Source organism: Silvania confinis, from assembly GCF_025564085.1.
Lineage (GTDB): Bacteria > Pseudomonadota > Gammaproteobacteria > Enterobacterales > Enterobacteriaceae > Enterobacter > Enterobacter confinis.
In genome coordinates, this window is record NZ_JAMGZJ010000078.1 from 548,940 (window position 1) to 570,184 (window position 21,245).

A 21,245-nucleotide genomic window follows, 5' to 3' on the forward strand; every position below is an offset into this window, starting at 1 on the left:
TTGATAAAAAAGGTCCGCTTGTCGGGCCTTTTTTATTCGGTTTTCTTCCCTTGTCCCAGGCATTTCATCCTGCCAAACTACCCGACCACCTTTAAGGAGCCACCATGTTCGTGATCAATGGCATGAAGCAGGCACATCTTCCGGCGAGTGACAGGGCTATCCAGTTTGGCGACGGCTGTTTTACCACCGCGCGCATTATGGCGGGCCAAGTCTGTTTGCTCGATGCGCACCTGCAACGCCTGCAGGCGGCCTGCGAAAAACTGTTCATCGCTTTTACGCAGTGGCAAGAACTGCAGCGCGAAATGGTTGAGCAGGCGCAGGGCGTTGAGCGCGGTGTGCTTAAAGTCATCATTAGCCGTGGTAGTGGCGGCAGAGGATACAGCGCCGCCGACTGTCTGCATCCGGTGCGCATCCTCTCTGTTTCCGCTTATCCTGCACATTACGATCGCTGGCGCACCGAAGGGATTAGCCTCGAATTAAGTCCGATCCGGCTGGGTCGCAACCCACAGCTCGCCGGAATCAAACATCTTAACCGCCTTGAGCAGGTGCTGATCCGTACCCATCTTGAACAGACAACGGCCGATGAAGCGCTGGTTCTTGACAGCGACGGCTTCATTACGGAATGCTGTGCGGCGAATTTATTCTGGCGACGGGGGAGTGATGTGTTTACGCCCCGAATGGATCAGGCGGGCGTGAACGGTCTGATGCGACAGTTTTGTCTGCAACAACTGGCACACTCCGGATTCCACGTTGTCGAAGTGAATGCGCGCGAGGCCGCGCTGACCGGCGTGGACGAGTTAGTCGTCTGCAATGCACTGATGCCGGTCGTCCCGGTCCGCCAGTATGGTTCTCAACGCTTATTATCGCGTGAGTTGTACTCATTTTTAGCCCCACTGTGTGAGCAAACCAGATAGTCATGAAGAAAATGCTACGTTTTATTCTCCTCGTTATTGTCGTGCTGGGCATCGCTGCTGGCGTGGGGATGTGGAAAGTTCGCCAACTGGCGGGAAGCCCAATTCTTATCGCCGAAGAGACCATCTTCACTCTGAAAGCAGGCACCGGGCGCCTGGCGCTGGGCGATCAGCTGTATGCCGATAAGGTCATTAACCGTCCGCGCGTGTTTCAGTGGTTACTGCGCGTGCAGCCGGAGCTGTCGCATTTCAAGGCGGGCACGTACCGCCTGACGCCGGGAATGACCGTCAAAGAGATGCTGCAGTTGCTCGAAAGCGGTAAAGAGGCCCAGTTCCCGCTGCGTCTGGTAGAAGGGATGCGGCTGAGCGATTACCTCCAGCAACTGCGTAATGCGCCTTATATCAAACACACCCTGCCGGACGACAGCTATGCAACCGTGGCCGAGGTGCTGAAGTTTGAGCATCCCGAGTGGGTGGAAGGCTGGTTCTGGCCTGATACCTGGATGTATACCGCAGGAACAACCGATGTTGCCATGTTGCAACGCGCGCACAAGAAAATGGTCGAGGCGGTCGACAAAACCTGGGAAGGGCGGATGGACGGCCTGCCGTACAAAGATAAAAATCAGTTTGTGACCATGGCATCGATCGTCGAGAAAGAGACCGCCGTTGCCCATGAGCGTGACCAGGTGGCCTCGGTCTTTATTAATCGCCTGCGTATTGGTATGCGTCTGCAGACCGACCCGACCGTCATTTACGGAATGGGGGAGAACTACAAAGGCAAGATCTCGCGTGCAGACCTGGAAACCCCAACGGCATATAATACCTACGTCATTAGCGGCATGCCGCCGGGGCCTATCGCCACGCCGGGCCAGGCGTCGTTGAGCGCCGCCGCGCATCCTGCTAAAACGCCGTATCTCTATTTCGTTGCTGACGGAAAGGGCGGACATACATTCAATACCAATCTTGCCAGTCATAATCGTTCGGTTCAGGACTATCTGAAGGCACTTAAGGAAAAAAATGCGCAGTAATTACATCGTCATTGAGGGGCTGGAAGGTGCCGGAAAAACAACCGCCCGTAATACCGTGGTTGAAACGCTTAAACAGCATGGCATCGAAGAGATGGTTTTCACTCGCGAACCGGGCGGCACGCAGCTGGCAGAAAAACTGCGCAGCCTGGTGCTGGATATAAAATCGGTCGGCGACGAGGTGATCACTGACAAAGCCGAAGTCATGATGTTCTACGCGGCGCGCGTGCAGCTGGTTGAGACGGTGATTAAGCCTGCCCTGGAAAGCGGCAGTTGGGTGATTGGCGATCGCCACGATCTCTCCACCCAGGCCTATCAGGGCGGTGGACGCGGCATTGACCAGCAGATGCTCGCGACGCTTCGCGATGCAGTGTTGGGTGATTTTCGTCCAAACCTGACGCTGTACCTTGATGTGACGCCAGAAGTGGGCCTGAAGCGTGCGCGTGCGCGTGGCGAACTGGATCGTATTGAGCAAGAGTCGCTGGACTTTTTCAACCGTACCCGCGCCCGCTACCGCGAGCTGGCCGCAGCGGACAGCAGCATTCGCACTGTCGACGCCACGCAGCCGTTGGACGACGTTTTGCGTGATATTCGGCAAACCGTCACTGACTGGCTGAAGGAACAACAGGCATGAAATGGTATCCATGGTTGCGCCCGCACCTTGAGCAGCTGGTCAACAGCTATCAGTCCGGACGGGGGCATCATGCGTTACTGATCCAGTCGCTGCCGGGCATGGGCGACGATGCGCTGATTTACGCTATCAGCCGTTTTCTGATGTGCCAGCAGCCGCAGGGCCACAAAAGCTGTGGCCAGTGCCGCAGCTGCCAGCTAATGCAGGCCCAGACGCATCCGGACTATTACACGCTTGAGCCAGAGAAGGGGAAAACCTCTCTGGGTATCGATGCGGTACGCGCGGTTAACGAAAAGCTGTACGAACGCGCGCGTCTTGGTGGGGCCAAAGTCGTCTGGTTGAAGGATGCCGCCCAGCTCACCGAGGCAGCGGCGAACGCATTGCTTAAAACGCTGGAAGAGCCACCGGAAAATACCTGGTTCCTGCTGGCCTGCCGCGAACCGGGCCGTCTGCTGGCGACGCTACGCAGCCGCTGTCGTCTGCATCATCTCAGCGTGCCACAGGAAGCCTGGGCAATAGGCTGGCTTGCGCGTGAAGTGACGGTGTCACAAGACGCGGCCCTGAGCGCGCTGCGTTTGTGCGGCGGCGCGCCTGCTGCCGCGCTGGATTTATTGCAGCAAAAGGTCTGGGCGCAGCGGGAACAGCTTTGCCAGACGCTGGGTGCGGTAGCAGACAGCGGCGACTGGCTGAGTTTACTGTCAGTATTAAATCATGAACAGGCGAGCGAGCGTCTGCACTGGCTCGCGGCTTTGCTGCTGGACGCCCTTAAAATTCAGCAGGCCGCGACCCTGCTCAGCAATGCTGATGCCTGGCCACTGGTTAGCGGCCTCGCGCAACGCCTGCCGGGCGTGGCACTGCGCGCTATGCTTAATGACGTGTGCCAGTGTCGTGAACAACTGCTTAGCGTAACGGGGCTGAACCGGGAGCTGGTTCTGACCAACCTGTTACTCAATTTTGAGCATTACCTGCAACCGGGCACGCCATTGCCCGTTTCCCATCTCTGAGAGAGACACCATGTTTTTAGTCGACTCACACTGCCATCTTGATGGCCTGGATTATCAATCCCTGCATAAAAACGTCGATGACGTGCTGGCGAAAGCCGCCGCCCGAGATGTGAAATTTTGTCTGGCTGTAGCCACCACCTTACCCGGCTATCGCAGCATGCGCGAACTGGTCGGCGTGCGCGACAACGTGGTGTTCTCCTGCGGCGTCCATCCGCTGAACCAGGATGAAGAGTACGTCGTGGAGGACTTACGGCGCATGGCGGCGGAAGAGGGCGTAGTGGCGATGGGGGAGACCGGGCTGGATTATTTTTACACGCCGGAAACAAAACCCCGCCAGCAGGAATCCTTCCGCGACCATATCCGCATAGGCCGGGAGCTGAATAAGCCGGTTATCGTGCATACGCGCGATGCGCGCGCCGATACACTGGCGATCCTGAAAGAAGAAAACGTGACGGATTGTGGTGGCGTACTACACTGTTTCACTGAAGACAGAGAAACAGCGGGCAAACTGCTGGATATGGGTTTTTATATCTCGTTTTCCGGGATCGTGACGTTCCGTAATGCGGAGCAGCTTCGTGAGGCCGCGCGCTACGTACCGCTCGATCGCCTGCTGGTGGAAACAGATTCCCCTTATCTGGCTCCGGTACCGCATCGCGGTAAAGAAAATCAACCCGCAATGGTACGGGATGTGGCCGAGTACATGGCCGTTTTGAAAGGCGTCGAAGTTGAAGAACTGGCACGCATTACCACAGCTAACTTTGCCAACCTCTTCCACATCGATCCCTCCCGCCTGCAATCTGCCTGATTAGACTCTTTTTTTAAGGCTCGTAATAAATCAGTAAAGCGAGTACAGTTCACCGCCCTTTTTGGGGCGGTGAAGGCTTTTCTTGAGACATCCAGAAACAACTTTTGTAAAATTCTGAAAGTTTTTCCGATGCCATAGGCTGAAACGTGATAGCCGTCAAACAAAGATACGCGGATTTATTTTACTCTGTGTAATAAATAAAGGGCGCTTAGATGTCCTGTCCACGGCACGGTTCTCCCCCCGGGCCAATGCGTGAAAACGTAAAAAAAGCACAAATACTCAGGAGCACTCTCAATTATGTTTAAGAATGCATTTGCTAACCTGCAGAAGGTCGGTAAATCGCTGATGCTGCCAGTATCCGTACTGCCTATCGCAGGTATCCTGCTGGGCGTCGGTTCTGCAAACTTCAGCTGGCTGCCAGCCGTAGTTTCTCATGTGATGGCCGAAGCAGGCGGTTCTGTTTTTGCTAACATGCCACTGATCTTCGCTATCGGCGTTGCGCTTGGCTTCACCAATAACGACGGCGTATCTGCACTGGCCGCTGTCGTTGCATACGGCATCATGGTTAAGACCATGGCGGTGGTTGCACCTCTGGTTCTGCACTTGCCACCTGAAGAGATCGCGTCAAAACACCTGGCTGATACCGGTGTTCTGGGCGGGATTATCTCGGGTGCGATTGCGGCCTATATGTTTAACCGCTTCTATCGTATCAAGCTGCCTGAGTATCTGGGCTTCTTTGCTGGTAAGCGTTTTGTTCCAATCATCTCTGGTCTGGCGGCGATTTTCACTGGCGTGATCCTCTCCTTCATCTGGCCTCCGATTGGTTCCGCTATCCAGACGTTCTCCCAGTGGGCGGCGTACCAGAACCCGGTAGTGGCGTTCGGTATTTACGGCTTCATTGAGCGTTGCCTGGTGCCGTTTGGTCTGCACCACATCTGGAACGTTCCTTTCCAGATGCAGATCGGCGAATACACCAACGCAGCAGGTCAGGTCTTCCATGGCGATATCCCTCGCTACATGGCAGGCGACCCAACTGCAGGCAAACTGTCTGGCGGCTTCCTGTTCAAAATGTACGGCCTGCCGGCTGCTGCGATTGCAATCTGGCACTCTGCTAAACCAGAGAACCGTGCAAAAGTGGGCGGCATCATGATCTCCGCAGCGCTGACCTCGTTCCTGACCGGTATCACCGAGCCGATCGAGTTCTCCTTCATGTTCGTTGCGCCGATCCTGTACATCATTCACGCGGTTCTGGCTGGTCTGGCATTCCCAATCTGTATTCTGCTGGGTATGCGTGACGGTACATCGTTCTCGCACGGTCTGATCGACTTCATCGTCCTGTCTGGTAACAGCAGCAAACTGTGGCTGTTCCCAATCGTCGGGGCGTGCTACGCAGTGCTGTACTACACCATCTTCCGCGTGCTGATCAAAGCACTGGACCTGAAAACACCAGGTCGTGAAGATTCGTCTGAAGATGTGAAAACAACATCGACCAGCGAAATGGCTCCAGCTCTGATTGCAGCGTTCGGCGGCCGTGACAACATCACTAACCTGGACGCGTGTATCACTCGTCTGCGTGTGAGCGTTGCTGATGTGGCTAAAGTTGACCAACCAGGCCTGAAAAAATTAGGCGCAGCGGGCGTTGTTGTAGCAGGTTCGGGTGTTCAGGCAATTTTCGGTACTAAATCCGATAACCTGAAAACCGAAATGGATGAGTACATCCGCAACAACTAAGTTGTGACCTGGGGAGACTAAGGCAGCCGAATGGCTGCCTTTTTTATTGCCTGTGGTTTGGGAAATGCCCGGTGGCGCTACGCTTACCGTGCCTACAAAACCGGGACCGAACCGCGCGCATAAAAAAAGGGAGCCAACTGGCTCCCTTAAATATCAGATGATGGATTAGAACTGATAGCTGGCGGTCACGCTTACGTTACGCGGTTCGCCATACACGATTTCGCCGTCGACGTTAGTGTCGTAGGTCTTATCGAAGAGGTTGTTCAGGTTACCCTGCAGAGAGAAGTTCTTGGTGACCTGATAACGCGTGAAGAGATCAACCAGCGCGTAGCTGCCCTGTGACGCACGCCAGGTCCCGTACGGGGTATCCTGGTAAGTGTACACGCCGTTTTGCCAGTTAACGCCACCACCCACGGTCAGCTCAGGCATGACCGGCAGACGATAGCTGGTAAACAGTTTCACGGTGGTACGCGGCAGGTTCGGGTTAACCGCCTTGCCTTCGTTATCTTCCGCGACGTAACGCGTTGCACCGAAGGTCATCTGCCAGTTATCCGTCAGCGCGCCGTTGATTTCAAACTCAACGCCTTTGCTCACGGTACCGTCTACGCTCTTGTAAGCCGTATCCGTAGAGCCCTGAATCATCTGGCCAGTGCTCTGTCCCAGGTTATCCTGCTCGATGCGGAATATGGACAGCGTGGTGGTCAGACGGCTGTTCATCCAGTCGGATTTCAGGCCAGCTTCGTAGTTATTACCGGTGATCGGAGAAAGATATTTGCCCGAGCTATCACGGTAGTTCTGCGGCTGGAAGATAGAGGTATAGCTGGCGTAGGTCGACCAGTTGTCATTGATGTCAAACACCAGACCCGCATAAGGCGTGGTGTGGTTCTGCTCCATGCCGTAAGTCATGGTGTCGACGCGCCAGTTGGTGTAGCGCGCGCCGAGGATCAGGTGCAGCGGATCGGCCAGCGAAATACGGGTTGCCGCATACACTGATTTCATGTCGGTGGTATCGTCCTGCGCCAGCGACTGCGCTCCCCAGTTGGTTTCCGGGAAATTACCGTTGTAATCGTAGAAATTGCCCAGCTCATCCGGGTAGACGTTCGCCCAGGAGTTGGTATAGCGGTTTGTCTGACGGCTGAAGCTGCCGCCAATCATCACGGTGTGCTGGCGACCCAACAGCTCATAGCCACCGTCGGCAAACAGATCCACCGCATCCACTTTACGAACGCCGCTGTTCCAGCCGGTGCCGCCAACGTAATCATAGCCCGGACCGTAGCTCGCATAAGGGCCGACCAGCGTGCCGGTGCTCTTATCGACAAAGGCGTCGATATACATCGCTTTACTGTCGAATTTGGCCTCGGTATGGGTCGCATTCAGCGTTGCCTGCCAGTCATCAGCAAAGCGCTGCTTCAGGGTAAAGAAGACTTTATTGAATTCTTTGTCGTTGTACGCCCAGTCTGGTGAGGTGCTGTGGGCGCGATCGTAATGCAGGACGCTGCCGTCGGTGTTCCAGCGTGGCAAGCCACCCCAGGTCTGGTTGTTGGTGTCGTTACGCTGATATTCGTAGCCGACGGACAACGCGGTGCTAGTGCCCAGATCGGCGTCCAGGATACCGGAGAAGAAGGTGCGCTTCTGGTTGTTACGATCGAGCCAGGAGTTGCTGTCCTGGTATCCCGCCACGATGCGGCCGCGAAGGTTGCCGTCTTCCGTCAGCGGGCTTTGCATGTCCATCACGTAGCGCTGTTTGTTCCAGCTACCGTATTCTGCCGACAGATTGCCTTTGAATTCGCGGCTGGTGGCATGCTTACGCACCATGTTGATCGCCGCCGACGGGTTGCCGGTGCCGGTCATCAGGCCGTTGGCGCCACGGACGATCTCAATGCGCTCATACAGGGCCGTGTCTGACTGAGAATCACCCAGGTTCCAGCGCGATTCGAAATAGGTTGGGATGCCATCGAGCATATAGTTGTCGATGGCGAAACCGCGGGAGTAAAAGTTGCTGCGGTCGGAGTCAGTGGAGACTTTGCTGATCCCCATCGTGCTGTCCATCACGTCGCCCAGGGTCTGCAGCTGCTGGTCTTCCATGCGCTGTTCGCTGACGATGGTCACCGACTGCGGAATATCACGCTGGACCATTTGCATTTTGGTGCCCACGGTCGTGGTTTTGACGCTGTAGTCCTGGCTGTCGTCAGAAGATGAGCCCGACTGGGCGGAACCATCAACAATAACGGTGTCTTCGGTCGGTGCGGCAAAGCTGGTAGCGGGGATCAACGCAAAGGCAATACAGGCTGCCAGCAGCGATGGTTTTGCGACAGGCTGGCGTTGCCCGTCCCTGGTGTGTTTCATGAAAGACATCAACAAACCCTTTATGAGTGAAGTGTGAATGTAATGCCCCCGTTCCGTAAGCACAGTCGGAGGTCGTTTTCTATGTTAAAAATGCGCATGAAAATGCAAATGCGAAATATACGCATTGTGATTAAACCTGTAAACAGACGTTTCAGGCGTAAATGAAATTAGGTTTCAGGATTTCAGGGGAGCGCGCGGTGAATACCGGGGGATAAATTGCACGATAAAGAAAGAAATCGAGGGATAAGGTTGAAAGGTCAGGAGAAAGTCGCTCATACTCATGCGTTGCATCACACATCAATGCGCCTGCACCGCGTGGAGTGTTACCGGGCACGCCGCCAGATTAAATGAATAAGGAAAACCTCATGGCTGAAGAAACCATTTTCAGTAAAATTATCCGCCGCGAGATCCCGGCTGATATCGTCTATCAGGATGAACTGGTCACGGCTTTTCGCGATATTTCACCGCAGGCCCCGACCCATATCCTCATCATTCCTAATATTCTGATTCCGACGGTAAATGATGTGAAAACTGAGCATGAACTGGCTTTAGGCCGTATGCTGACAGTAGCAGCCAAAATTGCTGAGCAGGAAGGGGTTGCCGAAGACGGTTATCGTTTGATCATGAACTGTAACCACCACGGTGGTCAGGAAGTTTATCACATTCATATGCATCTGCTGGGTGGGCGACCGCTGGGGCCGATGCTGGCGCATAAAGGTCTTTAAGATGCTAAGAGGATGGACGGCGGCGTGGGTTGTTTTGATGCTACTGGCGGGATGCAGCAGCAAACCGTCAATACCGGTCAATGACGATCAGACGCTGGTGATGGAATCATCCGTGCTGGCGGCCGGAATCACGGCCGACAAGCCTTCGCTGACGGTGAGCGAAACCAATCCGTCGGCCTCCTCTTCGCTGTTTAATGAAAGAGATGAGCCGGTTACCGTCCATTACCGTTTTTTCTGGTATGACGCCAGAGGCCTGGAAATGCACCCGCTTGAGGCACCGCGCAGCGTGACCATCCCGGCTAAATCGGGTATCACCCTGTACGGCAGCGCGAATTATCTGGGTGCGCATAAGGTCAGACTTTATCTATATCTTTGAGGGGTGAACCTTGATTAAAAACATCAGTCGTTACGCGCTCGTTACGGCTTTTGCACTATTCCTGTCGGGCTGTATTAACCGCACTGAGCAGCCACCGGCACCGGTCGAAGAAGTCAAACCGGGTACCGAGCAGCCGGTTCAGCCTACACAGCCGGTTCCTGTTGTGCCGGCCGTACCAACGGTGCCGTCGCAGCCTGGCCCGATTGAACATCCGGACGCCACCGCTCAGCCTGTGCCGCGCGAACGTCATTACGACTGGAATGGCGCGATGCAGCCGATGGTCGGTAAAATGCTGCAGGCTCAGGGCGTGACCGCAGGCAGTGTCCTGCTGGTGGACAGCGTCAATAACCGCACCAACGGGAGCCTGAATGCCGGTGAAGCAACAGAAACCCTGCGCAATGCGCTGGCGAACAACGGCAAATTTACGCTGGTGTCGGCCCAGCAGTTGGGTGTAGCCAAGCAGCAGTTGGGTCTTTCACCGCAGGACAGCCTCGGATCGCGCAGTAAAGCCATCGGCATTGCCCGTAACGTGGGCGCGCAGTACGTGCTTTACTCCAGTGCGACCGGCAACGTCAACACGCCAGCCCTGCAAATGCAGCTGATGCTGGTTCAGACAGGTGAAATTATCTGGTCAGGTAAAGGTGCAGTTCAGCAACAGTAATCTGACGCGCGACGCGCTCATGTCGCGCTTTTTCCCGCAGTATCATCTTCTCGCGCCGCAGGCCCATCCCGGGCTGAGCGGCGCGAGTTGCATTATTGAACACGATGCGCACCGTCTGGTGCTGCGCCAGTATCATGCCGGGCTTGCCACGCGCGCCCATTTTCGTCGCCAGTATCACGCGTTACGCCACCTTCCCGCCGACCTTGCGCCTCAGCCACACTTTGTTAGCCCCGACTGGCTGGCGGTTGATTATCTGCCCGGTGAGGTCGCTACCACGCTGCCGTCCGTCTCTGAGCTTGCCACGATGCTGACGCAACTGCACCGTCAGCCGCCGTTTGGCTGGCGCATCACTCTGATGCCGCTGCTGGAGCAATACTGGCTGCAGGCCGCCCCCTCCCGGCGCACGCCGCAGTGGCTAAAGTGGCATAAACGGCTGCAAAAGAGGGGCGAGCCGCGACCTTTGAGACTGTCGCCACTGCATATGGACGTGCATGCAGGTAATATCGTTATCACCCGGACAGGGCCCCGGCTGCTGGACTGGGAATATGCTGGCGACGGTGACATTGCGCTGGAGCTTGCCAGCGTCTGGACCGACAATAGGGCACAGCGTCAGCACCTGCTGGCCGCCTATGCGCAGGCCGCGTCGCTGGATCTTGCCCGGCTGCAACGTCAGGTGGCGCGCTGGCGCCCCTGGGTGCTGATGCTGATGGCGGGCTGGTTTGAGCTGCGCTGGCAGCAAACGCAAGACCAACAATTTATAGCGCTGGCCGATGAAATTTGGCGCCAGTTATCAAAAATGGAATAAGAGAGGTGTGTGTGGGTCCGGTCATGTTGGATGTCGAAGGTTATGAGCTGGATGCGGAAGAGCGTGAAATTCTGGCGCATCCGCAGGTAGGGGGCTTGATCCTGTTTACCCGCAATTATCACGATCCGGCGCAGCTGCGCGAGCTGGTTCGCCAGATCCGTGCCGCCTCGCATCACCGTCTTGTGGTGGCCGTCGATCAGGAAGGCGGTCGCGTGCAGCGTTTTCGCGACGGATTTACCCGTCTGCCGGCGGCCCAGTCGTTTGCCGCGCTGCTCGGGATGGAAGAGGGCGGTAAACTGGCGCAGGACGCGGGCTGGCTGATGGCCAGCGAAATGATCGCCATGGATATTGATATCAGCTTTGCGCCGGTACTCGATGTCGGGCATATCAGCGCCGCCATCGGGGAGCGCGCATATCATGACGAGCCGCAGAAAGCGCTGCAGATGGCGACCCGCTTTATCGACGGCATGCACGATGCAGGTATGAAAACCACCGGTAAACACTTCCCGGGCCACGGTGCCGTGACGGCGGACTCGCATAAAGAGACCCCGCGCGATCCGCGCGCAGAGGCACAAATCCGCGCCAGAGATATGTCAGTCTTCAAATCACTTATCAGCGATAACAAGCTTGATGCCATTATGCCCGCGCATGTGATCTACACCGATGTCGATCCGCGTCCGGCCAGCGGCTCAGCGCACTGGTTAAAAACCGTGCTGCGCCAGGAGCTGGGCTTTAACGGCGTGATTTTCTCTGACGATCTGTCGATGGAAGGGGCGGCGATCATGGGAAGCTATGCCGAGCGCGGTCAGGCATCGCTGGATGCGGGTTGCGATATGATCCTGGTCTGCAATAATCGTAAGGGTGCCGTCAGCGTGTTGGATAACCTGTCGCCGATCAATGCTGAACGTGTTACGCAATTGTATCATAAAGGTTCTTTTAGCCGTCAGGAGCTGCGGGATTCCGCACGCTGGAAAACCGTGAGTGCGCAACTTGAGGCGCTTAACGAGCAATGGCAGGCGCATAAAGCGGAGCAGTAACCCTTCCTGGTAAGCGTAGTGTGGCGAGGATACGATGATCATCTATTTGCACGGTTTTGATTCGAACAGTCCCGGTAATCACGAGAAAGTCCTGCAGTTGCAGTTTATTGATCCGGATGTCCGGCTGATTAGCTACAGCACCCGTCATCCAAAACACGATATGCAGCATCTGCTGAAAGAAGTGGACAAGATGTTGCAGCTGAACGTTGACGAGCGTCCGCTGATTTGCGGCGTCGGCCTGGGAGGATACTGGGCGGAGCGTATTGGCTTCTTATGTGATATCCGTCAGGTGGTGTTCAACCCGAATCTGTTCCCGAATGAGAACATGGAGGGCAAAATCGACCGGCCGGAAGAGTATATGGATATCGGCACTAAATGCGTGAGCAACTTCCGTGAGAAGAACCGCGATCGCTGCCTGGTGATCCTCTCCCGCAGTGACGAAGCCCTCAACAGTTCGCGCTCGGCGGAGTTACTGCACCACTACTATGAAATTGTCTGGGATGAACAGCAGACACATAAGTTTAAGAATATCGCCCCGCATTTACAGCGCATCAAAGCCTTTAAAACCTTAGGTTAATCCCTGCTTTTTTCAGCATAAACCCGGCAACGAAACGTTAGCCGGGTTTTCTTTTTGCTAAGCTTGTTTAATTTTCAACCGGCAAAACTTGACGCACATCAATTTTGGTATGACCAATGCACCGATCATGTTATTCTCATGGCTGTTGAATGGTTTCAGTGTTGTAACCTGTTGTTAACTAAAGGTTATTTTTATAACTTTTAGTTAACAATTGGTTAATAATTTGAGGGGGTCACGTTGACTACGCCATTGAAAAAGATAGTGATTGTGGGCGGCGGTGCTGGCGGCTTAGAACTGGCTACGCAGTTGGGTAAGAAGCTTGGGCGCGGTAAAAAAGCCAAAGTTACGCTCGTCGATCGCAACCATAGCCATCTGTGGAAGCCGCTGTTGCACGAAGTGGCGACCGGCTCTCTGGATGAAGGCGTGGATGCGCTGAGCTATCTGGCGCATGCACGCAACCACAATTTCCAGTTCCAGCTGGGTTCGGTAATGGACATCAATCGTGAAAGCAAAACCATTACTCTGGCCGAACTGCGCGATGAGAAGGGCGAGCTGCTGGTGCCTGAGCGCAAGCTGGCGTACGACACGCTGGTCATGGCGCTGGGCAGTACCTCCAACGACTTCAATACCCCGGGCGTGAAAGATCACTGCATCTTCCTCGATAACCCGCACCAGGCGCGTCGTTTCCACCAGGAGATGTTGAACCTGTTCCTGAAATACTCCAATAACCTCGGGGCGAGCGGCAAGGTCAATATTGCCATCGTCGGCGGCGGTGCGACGGGCGTTGAGCTCTCTGCCGAACTGCATAACGCGGTGAAACAGCTGCACAGCTACGGTTACAAAGGGTTGACCAACGACGCGCTGAACGTAACGCTGGTGGAAGCGGGCGAACGCATTCTGCCTGCGCTGCCGCCGCGTATCTCCGGTGCGGCACACAGCGAACTGACTAAGATGGGCGTGCGTGTTCTGACCCAGACAATGGTCACCAGCGCCGACGAGCACGGCCTGAACACCAAAGATGGCGAGCACATTAAAGCCGATCTGATGGTCTGGGCGGCCGGCATTAAAGCGCCTGATTTCATGAAAGAAATTGGCGGCCTGGAAACCAACCGCATTAACCAACTGGTGGTTGAGCCGACGCTGCAAACCACCCGCGACCCGAATATCTATGCCATCGGCGACTGCGCCTCTTGTGCCCGTCCGGAAGGTGGATTTGTGCCGCCGCGCGCGCAGGCCGCGCATCAGATGGCCAGCCTGGCGCTGCATAACATTCTCGCCCAGGAAAAAGGCAAAACCCTGAAGACCTACGTCTACAAAGACCACGGCTCGCTGGTGTCGCTCTCCAACTTCTCTACCGTCGGCAGCCTGATGGGTAATCTGATGCGTGGTTCGATGATGGTGGAAGGGCGTATTGCGCGCTTCGTCTACATCTCGCTGTACCGCATGCACCAGGTTGCGCTGCACGGCTACTTCAAGACCGGGCTGATGATGCTGGTGGGCAGTATCAACCGGGTGATCCGTCCGCGTCTGAAGCTGCACTGATTTCTGCTTTCTGTGCCCCTCCGCACGCGTCGGAGGGGCTTTTTTTAGCATATCGCTCTGTACAATCGCTTTTATCTCCTAAGAGTTCTCTGAATCACGCCGTTTTCCCGCTTGCCCCCCCATTTTTGCGTCCTTTTCTGATTGGCGAATACCCCCCTTTGGTTGCAGAATTGTTACCAATAGCAATAAAAAGGAGGTTGTCCCGTGAATAAATCCATGGTGGCAGGTATAGGGATTGGCGTGGTTGCCGCGTTAGGCGTGGCGGCAGTAGCCAGTCTGAATGTGTTTGAGCGTGGCCCGCAGTATGCACAGGTCGTTTCGGCGACCCCGATTAAAGAAACCGTCAAATCACCCCGTCAGGAGTGCCGAAATGTCACCGTGACGCATCGTCGTCCAGTGCAGGATGAAAATCGGATTGCCGGTTCGGTGCTGGGTGCGGTCGCGGGTGGCGTGATTGGTCATCAATTTGGCGGTGGCCGCGGGAAAGATATCGCTACGGTTGCGGGGGCGTTGGGTGGCGGCTATGCCGGTCATCAGGTCCAGGGCGCCATGCAGGATCGTGATACCTACAGCACCACCCAGCAGCGCTGTAAAACCGTGTATGACAAATCAGAAAAAATGCTCGGTTACGATGTGACGTACAAAATTGGCGATCAGCAGGGCAAGATCCGCATGGATAAAGATCCCGGCACGCAAATCCCGCTGAACAATGACGGTCAGCTGGTCCTGAATAACAAAGCATAAAAAAATCTGTTCTCTGCATTTAGCTCCCCATTCGCTCAGGCTGGGGAGCTTTTTTTGCGCATAAAAAAGACCTTCTCATGCCTACGCTGAGCGCGGCAAAGACAAGGTCTTTCTTAAGACAGGCCAGGGTTACAGTGGTTACAGGTCAAAATCGTTATACTGTCGCAGTAGCAAAAATCCCGTAATCAGTACGGAGACAAAAGCAAATAAAACTGAACCACCACATATAACCCAGAGGCCGAATAACAACGTGATTACTATCAGCACCTTAATCAATGGTAATAGTAAAATCATGTCTATTCTCCTTCTGAATGTGATTAGCCAGAAAAGCAAATTTCGTGGTTGATTTCCGCTAATCATTAGCAGAACAATTATCACTCATTAAGAATAGCAGGTGGTGACGAGAGGGGATCGGTTTTCGCGAGTTTTCGACAAGGATAGCGGAAAGGATAAAATCAGGGCGGCGTACCACCCTGAATCTTCAGGCTTTGAGCAGTTCAGGCCACAGGCGCAGAGTCATGCGCGTAATCTTTTGCAAACTCTCCAGACTTGCCCCTTCGCGGGCGCTGATCGACATGCCCTGTAAAATGCAGCTCAGATACTGTGCCAGCCCTCTCGGGTCGCAATCGGCAGGGATCTCACCGCGCTGCTGGCGCTGGAACAAAAACTGGCCCAGCGTCTCTTCCTGCATCGCATGTCGGGATTTCACCGTCTGAGCAATCTCTTTTGACGCTGCGGCAAGCGTTGCGGAGGTGTTGATCATAAAGCAGCCTGCAGGCGTCTCTTTGCTGGTGAAGCAGGTCGCGACGGCCGTGAAATAATCTTCCAGCGCTTGTTCTACGCGCTTCTCTTCGCAAAACAGCTGGGCTTCATGTCGGGCGGCGAAGCAGGTGATATAGCGATCCAGCACCGCACGGAACAGCCCCTCTTTATTGGTAAATTCAGCATACAGCGTCGGTGCTTTCGCCCCGGTCGCTTCTACCAGGTCGGCAAGCGAGGTGGCTTCGTACCCGTGCTGCCAGAACAGCGTCATGGCCTTATCGAGCGCCGCGTCCCTGTCGAACACTTTTGGTCGGCCACGGCTTTTTTTTACGCAACGCGTGTCGTCGGTTGTCATTAGCCGTTGTACCTCTGTTGGTTTGTTGAACGACCATTATAAAAATAATCCAGGTTAACAACCAGCGCTGATTGCATAAAAAGTGTTTGTTTCTATCGATATGAATTTTAACGCTTTTGAATTTATTTTAACGGTCGTTATAAAAATAATTTGACGTGTGACCCGGATCACACTTATCATTTAGTTATCGATCGTTAAGTTAATTCTTACGACCTCCCGTTCATCTGCAATAAGGTTCTGAATATGAAAAACGTAAAAATGCTAATCGCCGCTACCGTACTGAGCTCACTGTCATTTGCCAGCTTCGCTGCCGTCCAGGTTCAGGCAACGCCTGCCGATCAGCAAAAAGTTGGCACCATCTCGGCAAACGCCGGGACCAACCTGAGTTCACTGGAAAGCCAGCTAGCGCAAAAAGCCGATGAAATGGGCGCAAAATCGTTCCGTATCACCTCTGTTACCGGTCCGAATACCCTGCACGGTACGGCTGTTATCTACAAATAAGTCGCGCATAACCCTCTTATGCCACTGCAATAAAAAAACGCTCTGCACAGGCAGAGCGTTTTTTTGTACGCCAAATCTTACAGCGACTGGGTATCTGAATGACGGGTGACGTCAATCGGCATCCCGGAACGCGCCTCCATAGCACGCTCCATCACCACCTCATCGGCACTGGTTTTAAAGCTTTGCATCGCGGCATTCAGCACAATCGGCAGGGTTTGCGGGTCGTCGTTAATCTGTTTCGATAACGGCTGGTGCACCTCGACAAGACGAACGCCACCTGGCTCCTGAGAGGCCTTGATCGGTGTATTAATGATATTCACCTTGGTGCCGGGCTTGATCACGCTGAACAGCGCCTCGATGTCACCATCACGCAGGCGGATACAGCCGGAACTGACGCGCATGCCAATCCCAAAATCGGCATTGGTCCCGTGCAGCAGATACACCCCACCGTAGGCCGCAAGGCGGATGGCGTGATGGCCCATCGGGTTTTCCGGTCCGGCAGGTACTACGGCAGGCAAGTCGATACCCTGGGCTTTATAGCGGGCTCGGATATTGGCCGTCGGGGTCCAGGTTGGGTTGGCGCGTTTGTCCGACACGGTGGTCACCATCGTTGGCGTCAGGGTGTCACCGTCGAGTTGACCGATGCCGATAGGGTAGATCGTGACCTCATTTTTACCCGGTGGGTAATAGTAGAGGCGCAGTTCGGCAAGGTTAATCACAATGCCTTCGCGAGGGGCATCGGGCAGCAAGGTTTGCAAAGGAATGGTCAGCACTGCGCCCGCACGGGGTACGTAGGGGTCAACGCCCGGGTTGGCCTGCAGCAGCGCCAGGAAACCCACATCGTATTTTTTGGCAATCGCTTCCAGCGAGCCGCCGTCATTCTCCACCACGTGAACGCGGTTCTCGCCCACTAACCGGCTACCGGCAGGGGGAAGTGGAAAGGTATTGGCGCGCGCGGGCAGGGCCAACGCCACCGTTGCCAGCAGTGCAGCCAGCATCATCCAAGGGGTAAAACGCGAAGAGGTCATCATCACCAGCATCCACAGCAATAAAGATTATTGTTATCTGAACGTTAATCGATAATTATGACGAATGAGTGTGTCGGGAAATCCAGGCGAAGTGCAAAGAGTTTGTAAATTGTGCGCAAGAATAAGGCCGGGTGAGCGTAAGCACGCACCCGGCCAGCCGTCAGGCGACGGTGTTCTCTTCGAGCTGACGGACAAAGGTGCGTACCCAGTCCATGCGCATTTTACGTTCAGCCAGATCGTGGGTGAATTTCAGCCGCGTCGGGCCATCCAGCCGGTAGTGTTGGGGCTGTTTTTGCAGCAGGCCAATCAGCCACATCGGATTGACGTGATTCTTCTCGGCAAACTCAATCACTCCGCCTTTATCGTGCCCCTCCAGCTTACGGATCCCCAGCTTCTGCGCCTGCTGGCGTAAGCGGGCGATATCCAGCAGGTTGCGCGCCGCATCCGGCAGCAGGCCAAAGCGGTCGATCAGCTCCACTTTAATCTCGTCGAGGCTGGCTTCGTCTTTGGCGCTGGCGATGCGTTTGTAGAACGACAGGCGAGTATTCACATCCGGGATAAAATCATCCGGCAGCAGGGCAGGCATCCGCAGCTCCACTTCGGTTTGCTGGCTGGTAAGATCTTCCAGCGACGGCTCGCGCCCGGCCTTCAGGGCATCGACGGCGTTTTCCAGCATCTCCATATACAGCGAGAAACCGATGGTTTCCATTGAGCCGCTCTGATCTTCCCCAAGCAGTTCGCCCGCGCCGCGGATCTCGAGGTCGTGCGTCGCCAGGGCAAAGCCGGCACCCAAATCCTCCAGTGAGGCGATGGCTTCGAGGCGCTTTTGCGCATCGGTGGTCATCGCTTTCGGGTGCGGCGTCATCAGCCACGCATAGGCCTGATGGTGCGAGCGCCCGACACGACCGCGCAGCTGGTGCAGCTGCGCCAGCCCGAAATGATCCGCACGTTCAATAATGATGGTGTTGGCGGTAGGAATATCGATCCCGGTTTCGATAATGGTGGTACAGACCAGCACGTTAAAACGCTGGTGATGGAAATCGTTCATCACCCGTTCCAGCTCGCGCTCGCGCATCTGGCCGTGGCCGATGGCGATCCGCGCCTCCGGTACCAGCTCCGCCAGCTTGTCAGCCGTTTTCTGGATATTTTCCACGTCGTTGAAAAGATAGTAGACCTGGCCGCCACGCAGCACTTCACGCAGGATCGCCTCGCGTACCACCAGGCTGTCGTACTCACGGACAAAGGTTTTCACCGCCAGACGTCGGGCAGGCGGGGTGGCGATAATCGACAGATCGCGCATACCGCTCATCGCCATATTCAGCGTACGTGGGATCGGCGTGGCAGTAAGGGTCAGAATGTCCACGTCGGCGCGCATCGCTTTGATGCGCTCTTTGTGGCGCACGCCAAAGCGGTGCTCTTCATCGACAATCAGCAGGCCCAGATCTTTCCATTTAACGTCGCTTTGCAGCAGCTTATGGGTGCCGATCAGAATATCGATTTTGCCCTCGCTGGCCTGCTCCAGAATGAGTGCCTGCTCTTTGGCGCTGCGAAAACGCGACAGCATCTCAATGCGCACCGGCCAGTTGGCGAAGCGGTCGCGGAAGTTATCATAGTGCTGCTGCGCCAGCAGGGTAGTCGGCACCAGTACCGCCACCTGCTTGTTGTTCTCCACGGCCAGGAAGGTGGCGCGCATCGCGACTTCGGTTTTACCAAAGCCCACGTCGCCGCACACCAGCCTGTCCATCGCCAGCGGCCGGCACATATCGCTGAGTACCGCGTTAATGGCCTGGGCCTGATCCGGGGTGGTTTCAAACGGGAAGCTGTCGCAGAACAGCTGATACTGCTCTTTATCATGTTTAAAGGCGTAGCCGGTTTTTGCAGCCCGCTGGGCGTAGATGTCCAGCAGCTCGGCCGCCACATCACGCACTTTTTCCGCCGCTTTTTGCCGCGCCCGCGTCCAGGCATCGCTGCCCAGTTTGTGCAGCGGGGCATTCTCTTCGGCTCCACCCGCGTAGCGGCTGATCAAATGCAGTGACGACACCGGCACGTACAGTTTGGCGTCGTTGGCATACAGCAGCATCAGGTATTCCGCCTTGATGCCGCCGGCCTCCAGGGTGGTCATCCCCGCATAGCGGCCCACGCCGTGCTCCAGATGCACAATCGGCTGGCCCGGATGCAGCTCCGCCAGGTTACGGATCAAGGTATCCGGGTTGATGGTGCGGCGGCTGTCCTGACGGCGGCGCGCCACGCGCTCGCCCAGCAGGTCGCTTTCGCAGATCAGCGCCAGGTTATTCAGTGTATCGATGAACCCGTGTTCGGCCGCGCCGATCATCAGATACCGGCCGTTGCCGCTGGCCTCGTTCAGGCGCAGGATCCGCTTCGGCGCCAGCTTGATGCGGCTTAACAGCTCGCCCAACGCCTCGCGACGCCCCTCGCTCTCCACCGAGAAGATCACCGGTCCGGTAAAGGCTTCGAGGAATTTACGCAGGTTATCCAGCGGGGATTTGTTTTGTGCCTGTACCGCCAGGTCCGGCAGCGTTTGATATGCCAGGTTGGTATTGGCGGCTTTGTCCGGCAGTTTTCCGGTTTTAAGCTGCACGCGCGGCCAGCGCTTAAGCTCGCTGAACAGCTCATCGGTGCGCAGCCACAGCAGTTCGGGCTCCAGCAGCGGACGCATCGGATCCACGCCGCGATTTTCAAAACGCGCGCGGGTTTCACTCTCATAACGGGTGGCGCTGGCCTCCAGATCACCGGTGTTGACCACCAGCGTATTGGCCGGGAAGTAGCTGAACAGGGGCGGCAGCGGCTCGCTAAAGAACAGCGGCTGCCAGTATTCGATCCCCGCGGGCAGCGTGCCTTTGCTCACCTGCTGATAGATATGTTCGGCATCGCGTTTGACCTCAAACTTATCGCGCCACTGGCTGCGGAACAGCTCGATGGCGGTTTTATCGGTCGGGAACTCGTGGGCCGGCAGCAGGTTGATGGCCTCAACTTCTTCCAGCGTGCGCTGGGTATCGGCATCAAACAGGCGCAGGCTGTCGATTTCGTCATCGAAGAAATCCAGGCGATACGGCTGGGCGCTGCCCATCGGGAACAGGTCGAGCAGTGCGCCGCGCGTGGCATATTCACCGTGCTCCATCACCTGATCCACATGGCGATAACCGGCGCTGTCGAGCTGGACGCGCAGGGCATCCCGCGACAGGCGCTGGCCTTTTTTCATCACCAGCGCATGCCCGTGCAGATAGCTGTGCGGACAGACGCGCTGCATCAGGGTATTGACCGGCACAATCAGCACCCCGCGCTGCATGGTCGGCAGCTGATACAGCGTGGAGAGCCGCGAGGAGATAATTTCCTGGTGCGGGGAGAAACTGTCGTAGGGCAGCGTCTCCCAGTCGGCCAGGCTGGTGACCAGGTGATCGGTAAACTGGCGGATTTCATCATGCAGGCGCAGGGCGTTTTGCATGTCCGGCGCAACCAGCACCACCGGCCCCGGATGACGCTCGGCAATCTCGGCAACCAGCGTAGCGCAGGCCGCACCCGTGAGTTCACCCAACTGGCGTTGGTCGCCCGCTTTGCCGGGCAAGGTATAACGATATTGTTCAGGCATGGCTTTGTCAGGATCTCTTATGGGCATATCACTGATACACAATGTCTTTATTATCCTTGATCGTTTTGCATT

General features: G+C 55.8%; 19 protein-coding genes. 15 read left to right on the forward strand and 4 right to left on the reverse strand.

The window, feature by feature from the left end; all coding sequences use genetic code 11:
• The first annotated feature begins 104 nt into the window (after positions 1-104).
• The 6 genes from pabC (at position 105) to ptsG (ending at position 6,107) form a co-directional block, all read left to right on the forward strand.
• Entirely contained in the window at positions 105-914 is an 810-nt protein-coding gene (pabC, locus tag M8013_RS20390; RefSeq protein ID WP_271269590.1) for an aminodeoxychorismate lyase, read from the forward strand.
• 2 nt (positions 915-916) lie between these two features.
• Positions 917-1,939, forward strand: a complete 1,023-nt coding sequence (gene yceG, locus M8013_RS20395) for a cell division protein YceG (RefSeq protein ID WP_271269591.1) — start codon at positions 917-919, stop codon at positions 1,937-1,939.
• The gene (gene tmk / locus M8013_RS20400) at positions 1,929-2,570 is read left to right on the forward strand and encodes a dTMP kinase (RefSeq protein WP_271269592.1); all 642 of its coding nucleotides are present in this window, start codon (positions 1,929-1,931) and stop codon (positions 2,568-2,570) included. Before yceG ends, tmk begins: the two co-directional genes overlap by 11 nt.
• Positions 2,567-3,571 carry a DNA polymerase III subunit delta' gene (gene holB / locus M8013_RS20405; RefSeq protein WP_271269593.1) on the forward strand — a complete coding sequence of 335 codons (1,005 nt, stop codon included), beginning with the start codon at positions 2,567-2,569 and terminating at the stop codon, positions 3,569-3,571. Before tmk ends, holB begins: the two co-directional genes overlap by 4 nt.
• 10 nt (positions 3,572-3,581) lie before the next feature.
• Positions 3,582-4,376 (forward strand): metal-dependent hydrolase, encoded by a 795-nt coding sequence (locus M8013_RS20410; RefSeq protein WP_271269594.1) that lies wholly within the window; start codon positions 3,582-3,584, stop codon positions 4,374-4,376.
• Between the two features lie 297 nt (positions 4,377-4,673).
• On the forward strand, positions 4,674-6,107 hold the full coding sequence (gene ptsG, locus M8013_RS20415; protein ID WP_271269595.1) for a PTS glucose transporter subunit IIBC: 1,434 nt from the start codon (positions 4,674-4,676) through the stop codon (positions 6,105-6,107).
• A 165-nt stretch (positions 6,108-6,272) separates the two neighbouring features.
• Here ptsG and fhuE read toward each other — a convergent pair whose 3' ends face one another.
• A complete protein-coding gene (gene fhuE, locus M8013_RS20420; RefSeq protein ID WP_271269596.1) occupies positions 6,273-8,462 on the reverse strand; it encodes a ferric-rhodotorulic acid/ferric-coprogen receptor FhuE in 2,190 nt (729 codons plus the stop codon).
• 356 nt (positions 8,463-8,818) lie between these two features.
• Between fhuE and hinT the strand changes: the two genes are divergently transcribed.
• From hinT to M8013_RS20460, 8 genes are all read left to right on the forward strand, one after another.
• A complete protein-coding gene (gene hinT, locus M8013_RS20425; protein ID WP_271269597.1) occupies positions 8,819-9,178 on the forward strand; it encodes a purine nucleoside phosphoramidase in 360 nt (119 codons plus the stop codon).
• A gap of 1 nt (position 9,179) precedes the next feature.
• On the forward strand, positions 9,180-9,554 hold the full coding sequence (locus tag M8013_RS20430) for a YcfL family putative periplasmic lipoprotein (RefSeq protein ID WP_271269598.1): 375 nt from the start codon (positions 9,180-9,182) through the stop codon (positions 9,552-9,554).
• Between the two features lie 10 nt (positions 9,555-9,564).
• Positions 9,565-10,215 carry a penicillin-binding protein activator LpoB gene (gene lpoB / locus M8013_RS20435; protein WP_271269599.1) on the forward strand — a complete coding sequence of 217 codons (651 nt, stop codon included), beginning with the start codon at positions 9,565-9,567 and terminating at the stop codon, positions 10,213-10,215.
• A 19-nt stretch (positions 10,216-10,234) separates the two neighbouring features.
• Positions 10,235-11,020, forward strand: coding sequence for a thiamine kinase (gene thiK / locus M8013_RS20440; protein ID WP_272501704.1), 786 nt, complete (start codon positions 10,235-10,237; stop codon positions 11,018-11,020).
• Positions 11,021-11,031: 11 nt separating this feature from the next.
• A complete protein-coding gene (gene nagZ / locus M8013_RS20445) occupies positions 11,032-12,057 on the forward strand; it encodes a beta-N-acetylhexosaminidase (protein ID WP_271269600.1) in 1,026 nt (341 codons plus the stop codon).
• A 34-nt stretch (positions 12,058-12,091) separates the two neighbouring features.
• The gene (ycfP, locus tag M8013_RS20450; RefSeq protein ID WP_271269601.1) at positions 12,092-12,634 is read left to right on the forward strand and encodes an alpha/beta hydrolase YcfP; all 543 of its coding nucleotides are present in this window, start codon (positions 12,092-12,094) and stop codon (positions 12,632-12,634) included.
• A gap of 237 nt (positions 12,635-12,871) precedes the next feature.
• A complete protein-coding gene (locus M8013_RS20455) occupies positions 12,872-14,176 on the forward strand; it encodes an NAD(P)/FAD-dependent oxidoreductase (protein WP_271269602.1) in 1,305 nt (434 codons plus the stop codon).
• Between the two features lie 204 nt (positions 14,177-14,380).
• Positions 14,381-14,920: a glycine zipper 2TM domain-containing protein gene (locus tag M8013_RS20460; protein WP_271269603.1), complete on the forward strand. Its 540-nt coding sequence runs from the start codon at positions 14,381-14,383 to the stop codon at positions 14,918-14,920.
• A 481-nt stretch (positions 14,921-15,401) separates the two neighbouring features.
• On the opposite strand, the gene M8013_RS20465 is transcribed toward M8013_RS20460, so the two are convergent.
• Positions 15,402-16,037, reverse strand: a complete 636-nt coding sequence (locus tag M8013_RS20465; protein WP_271269604.1) for a TetR/AcrR family transcriptional regulator — start codon at positions 16,035-16,037, stop codon at positions 15,402-15,404.
• Between the two features lie 243 nt (positions 16,038-16,280).
• Between M8013_RS20465 and bhsA the strand changes: the two genes are divergently transcribed.
• Complete coding sequence (gene bhsA / locus M8013_RS20470; protein ID WP_271269605.1) at positions 16,281-16,538, forward strand: multiple stress resistance protein BhsA; 258 nt, start codon at positions 16,281-16,283, stop codon at positions 16,536-16,538.
• Positions 16,539-16,615: 77 nt separating this feature from the next.
• Here the strand turns inward: bhsA and ldtC are convergent, their stop codons facing one another.
• The gene (ldtC, locus tag M8013_RS20475; protein ID WP_271269606.1) at positions 16,616-17,569 is read right to left on the reverse strand and encodes a L,D-transpeptidase LdtC; all 954 of its coding nucleotides are present in this window, start codon (positions 17,567-17,569) and stop codon (positions 16,616-16,618) included.
• 157 nt (positions 17,570-17,726) lie between these two features.
• Positions 17,727-21,173, reverse strand: a complete 3,447-nt coding sequence (mfd, locus tag M8013_RS20480) for a transcription-repair coupling factor (RefSeq protein ID WP_271269607.1) — start codon at positions 21,171-21,173, stop codon at positions 17,727-17,729.
• Between the last annotated feature and the right edge of the window lie 72 nt (positions 21,174-21,245).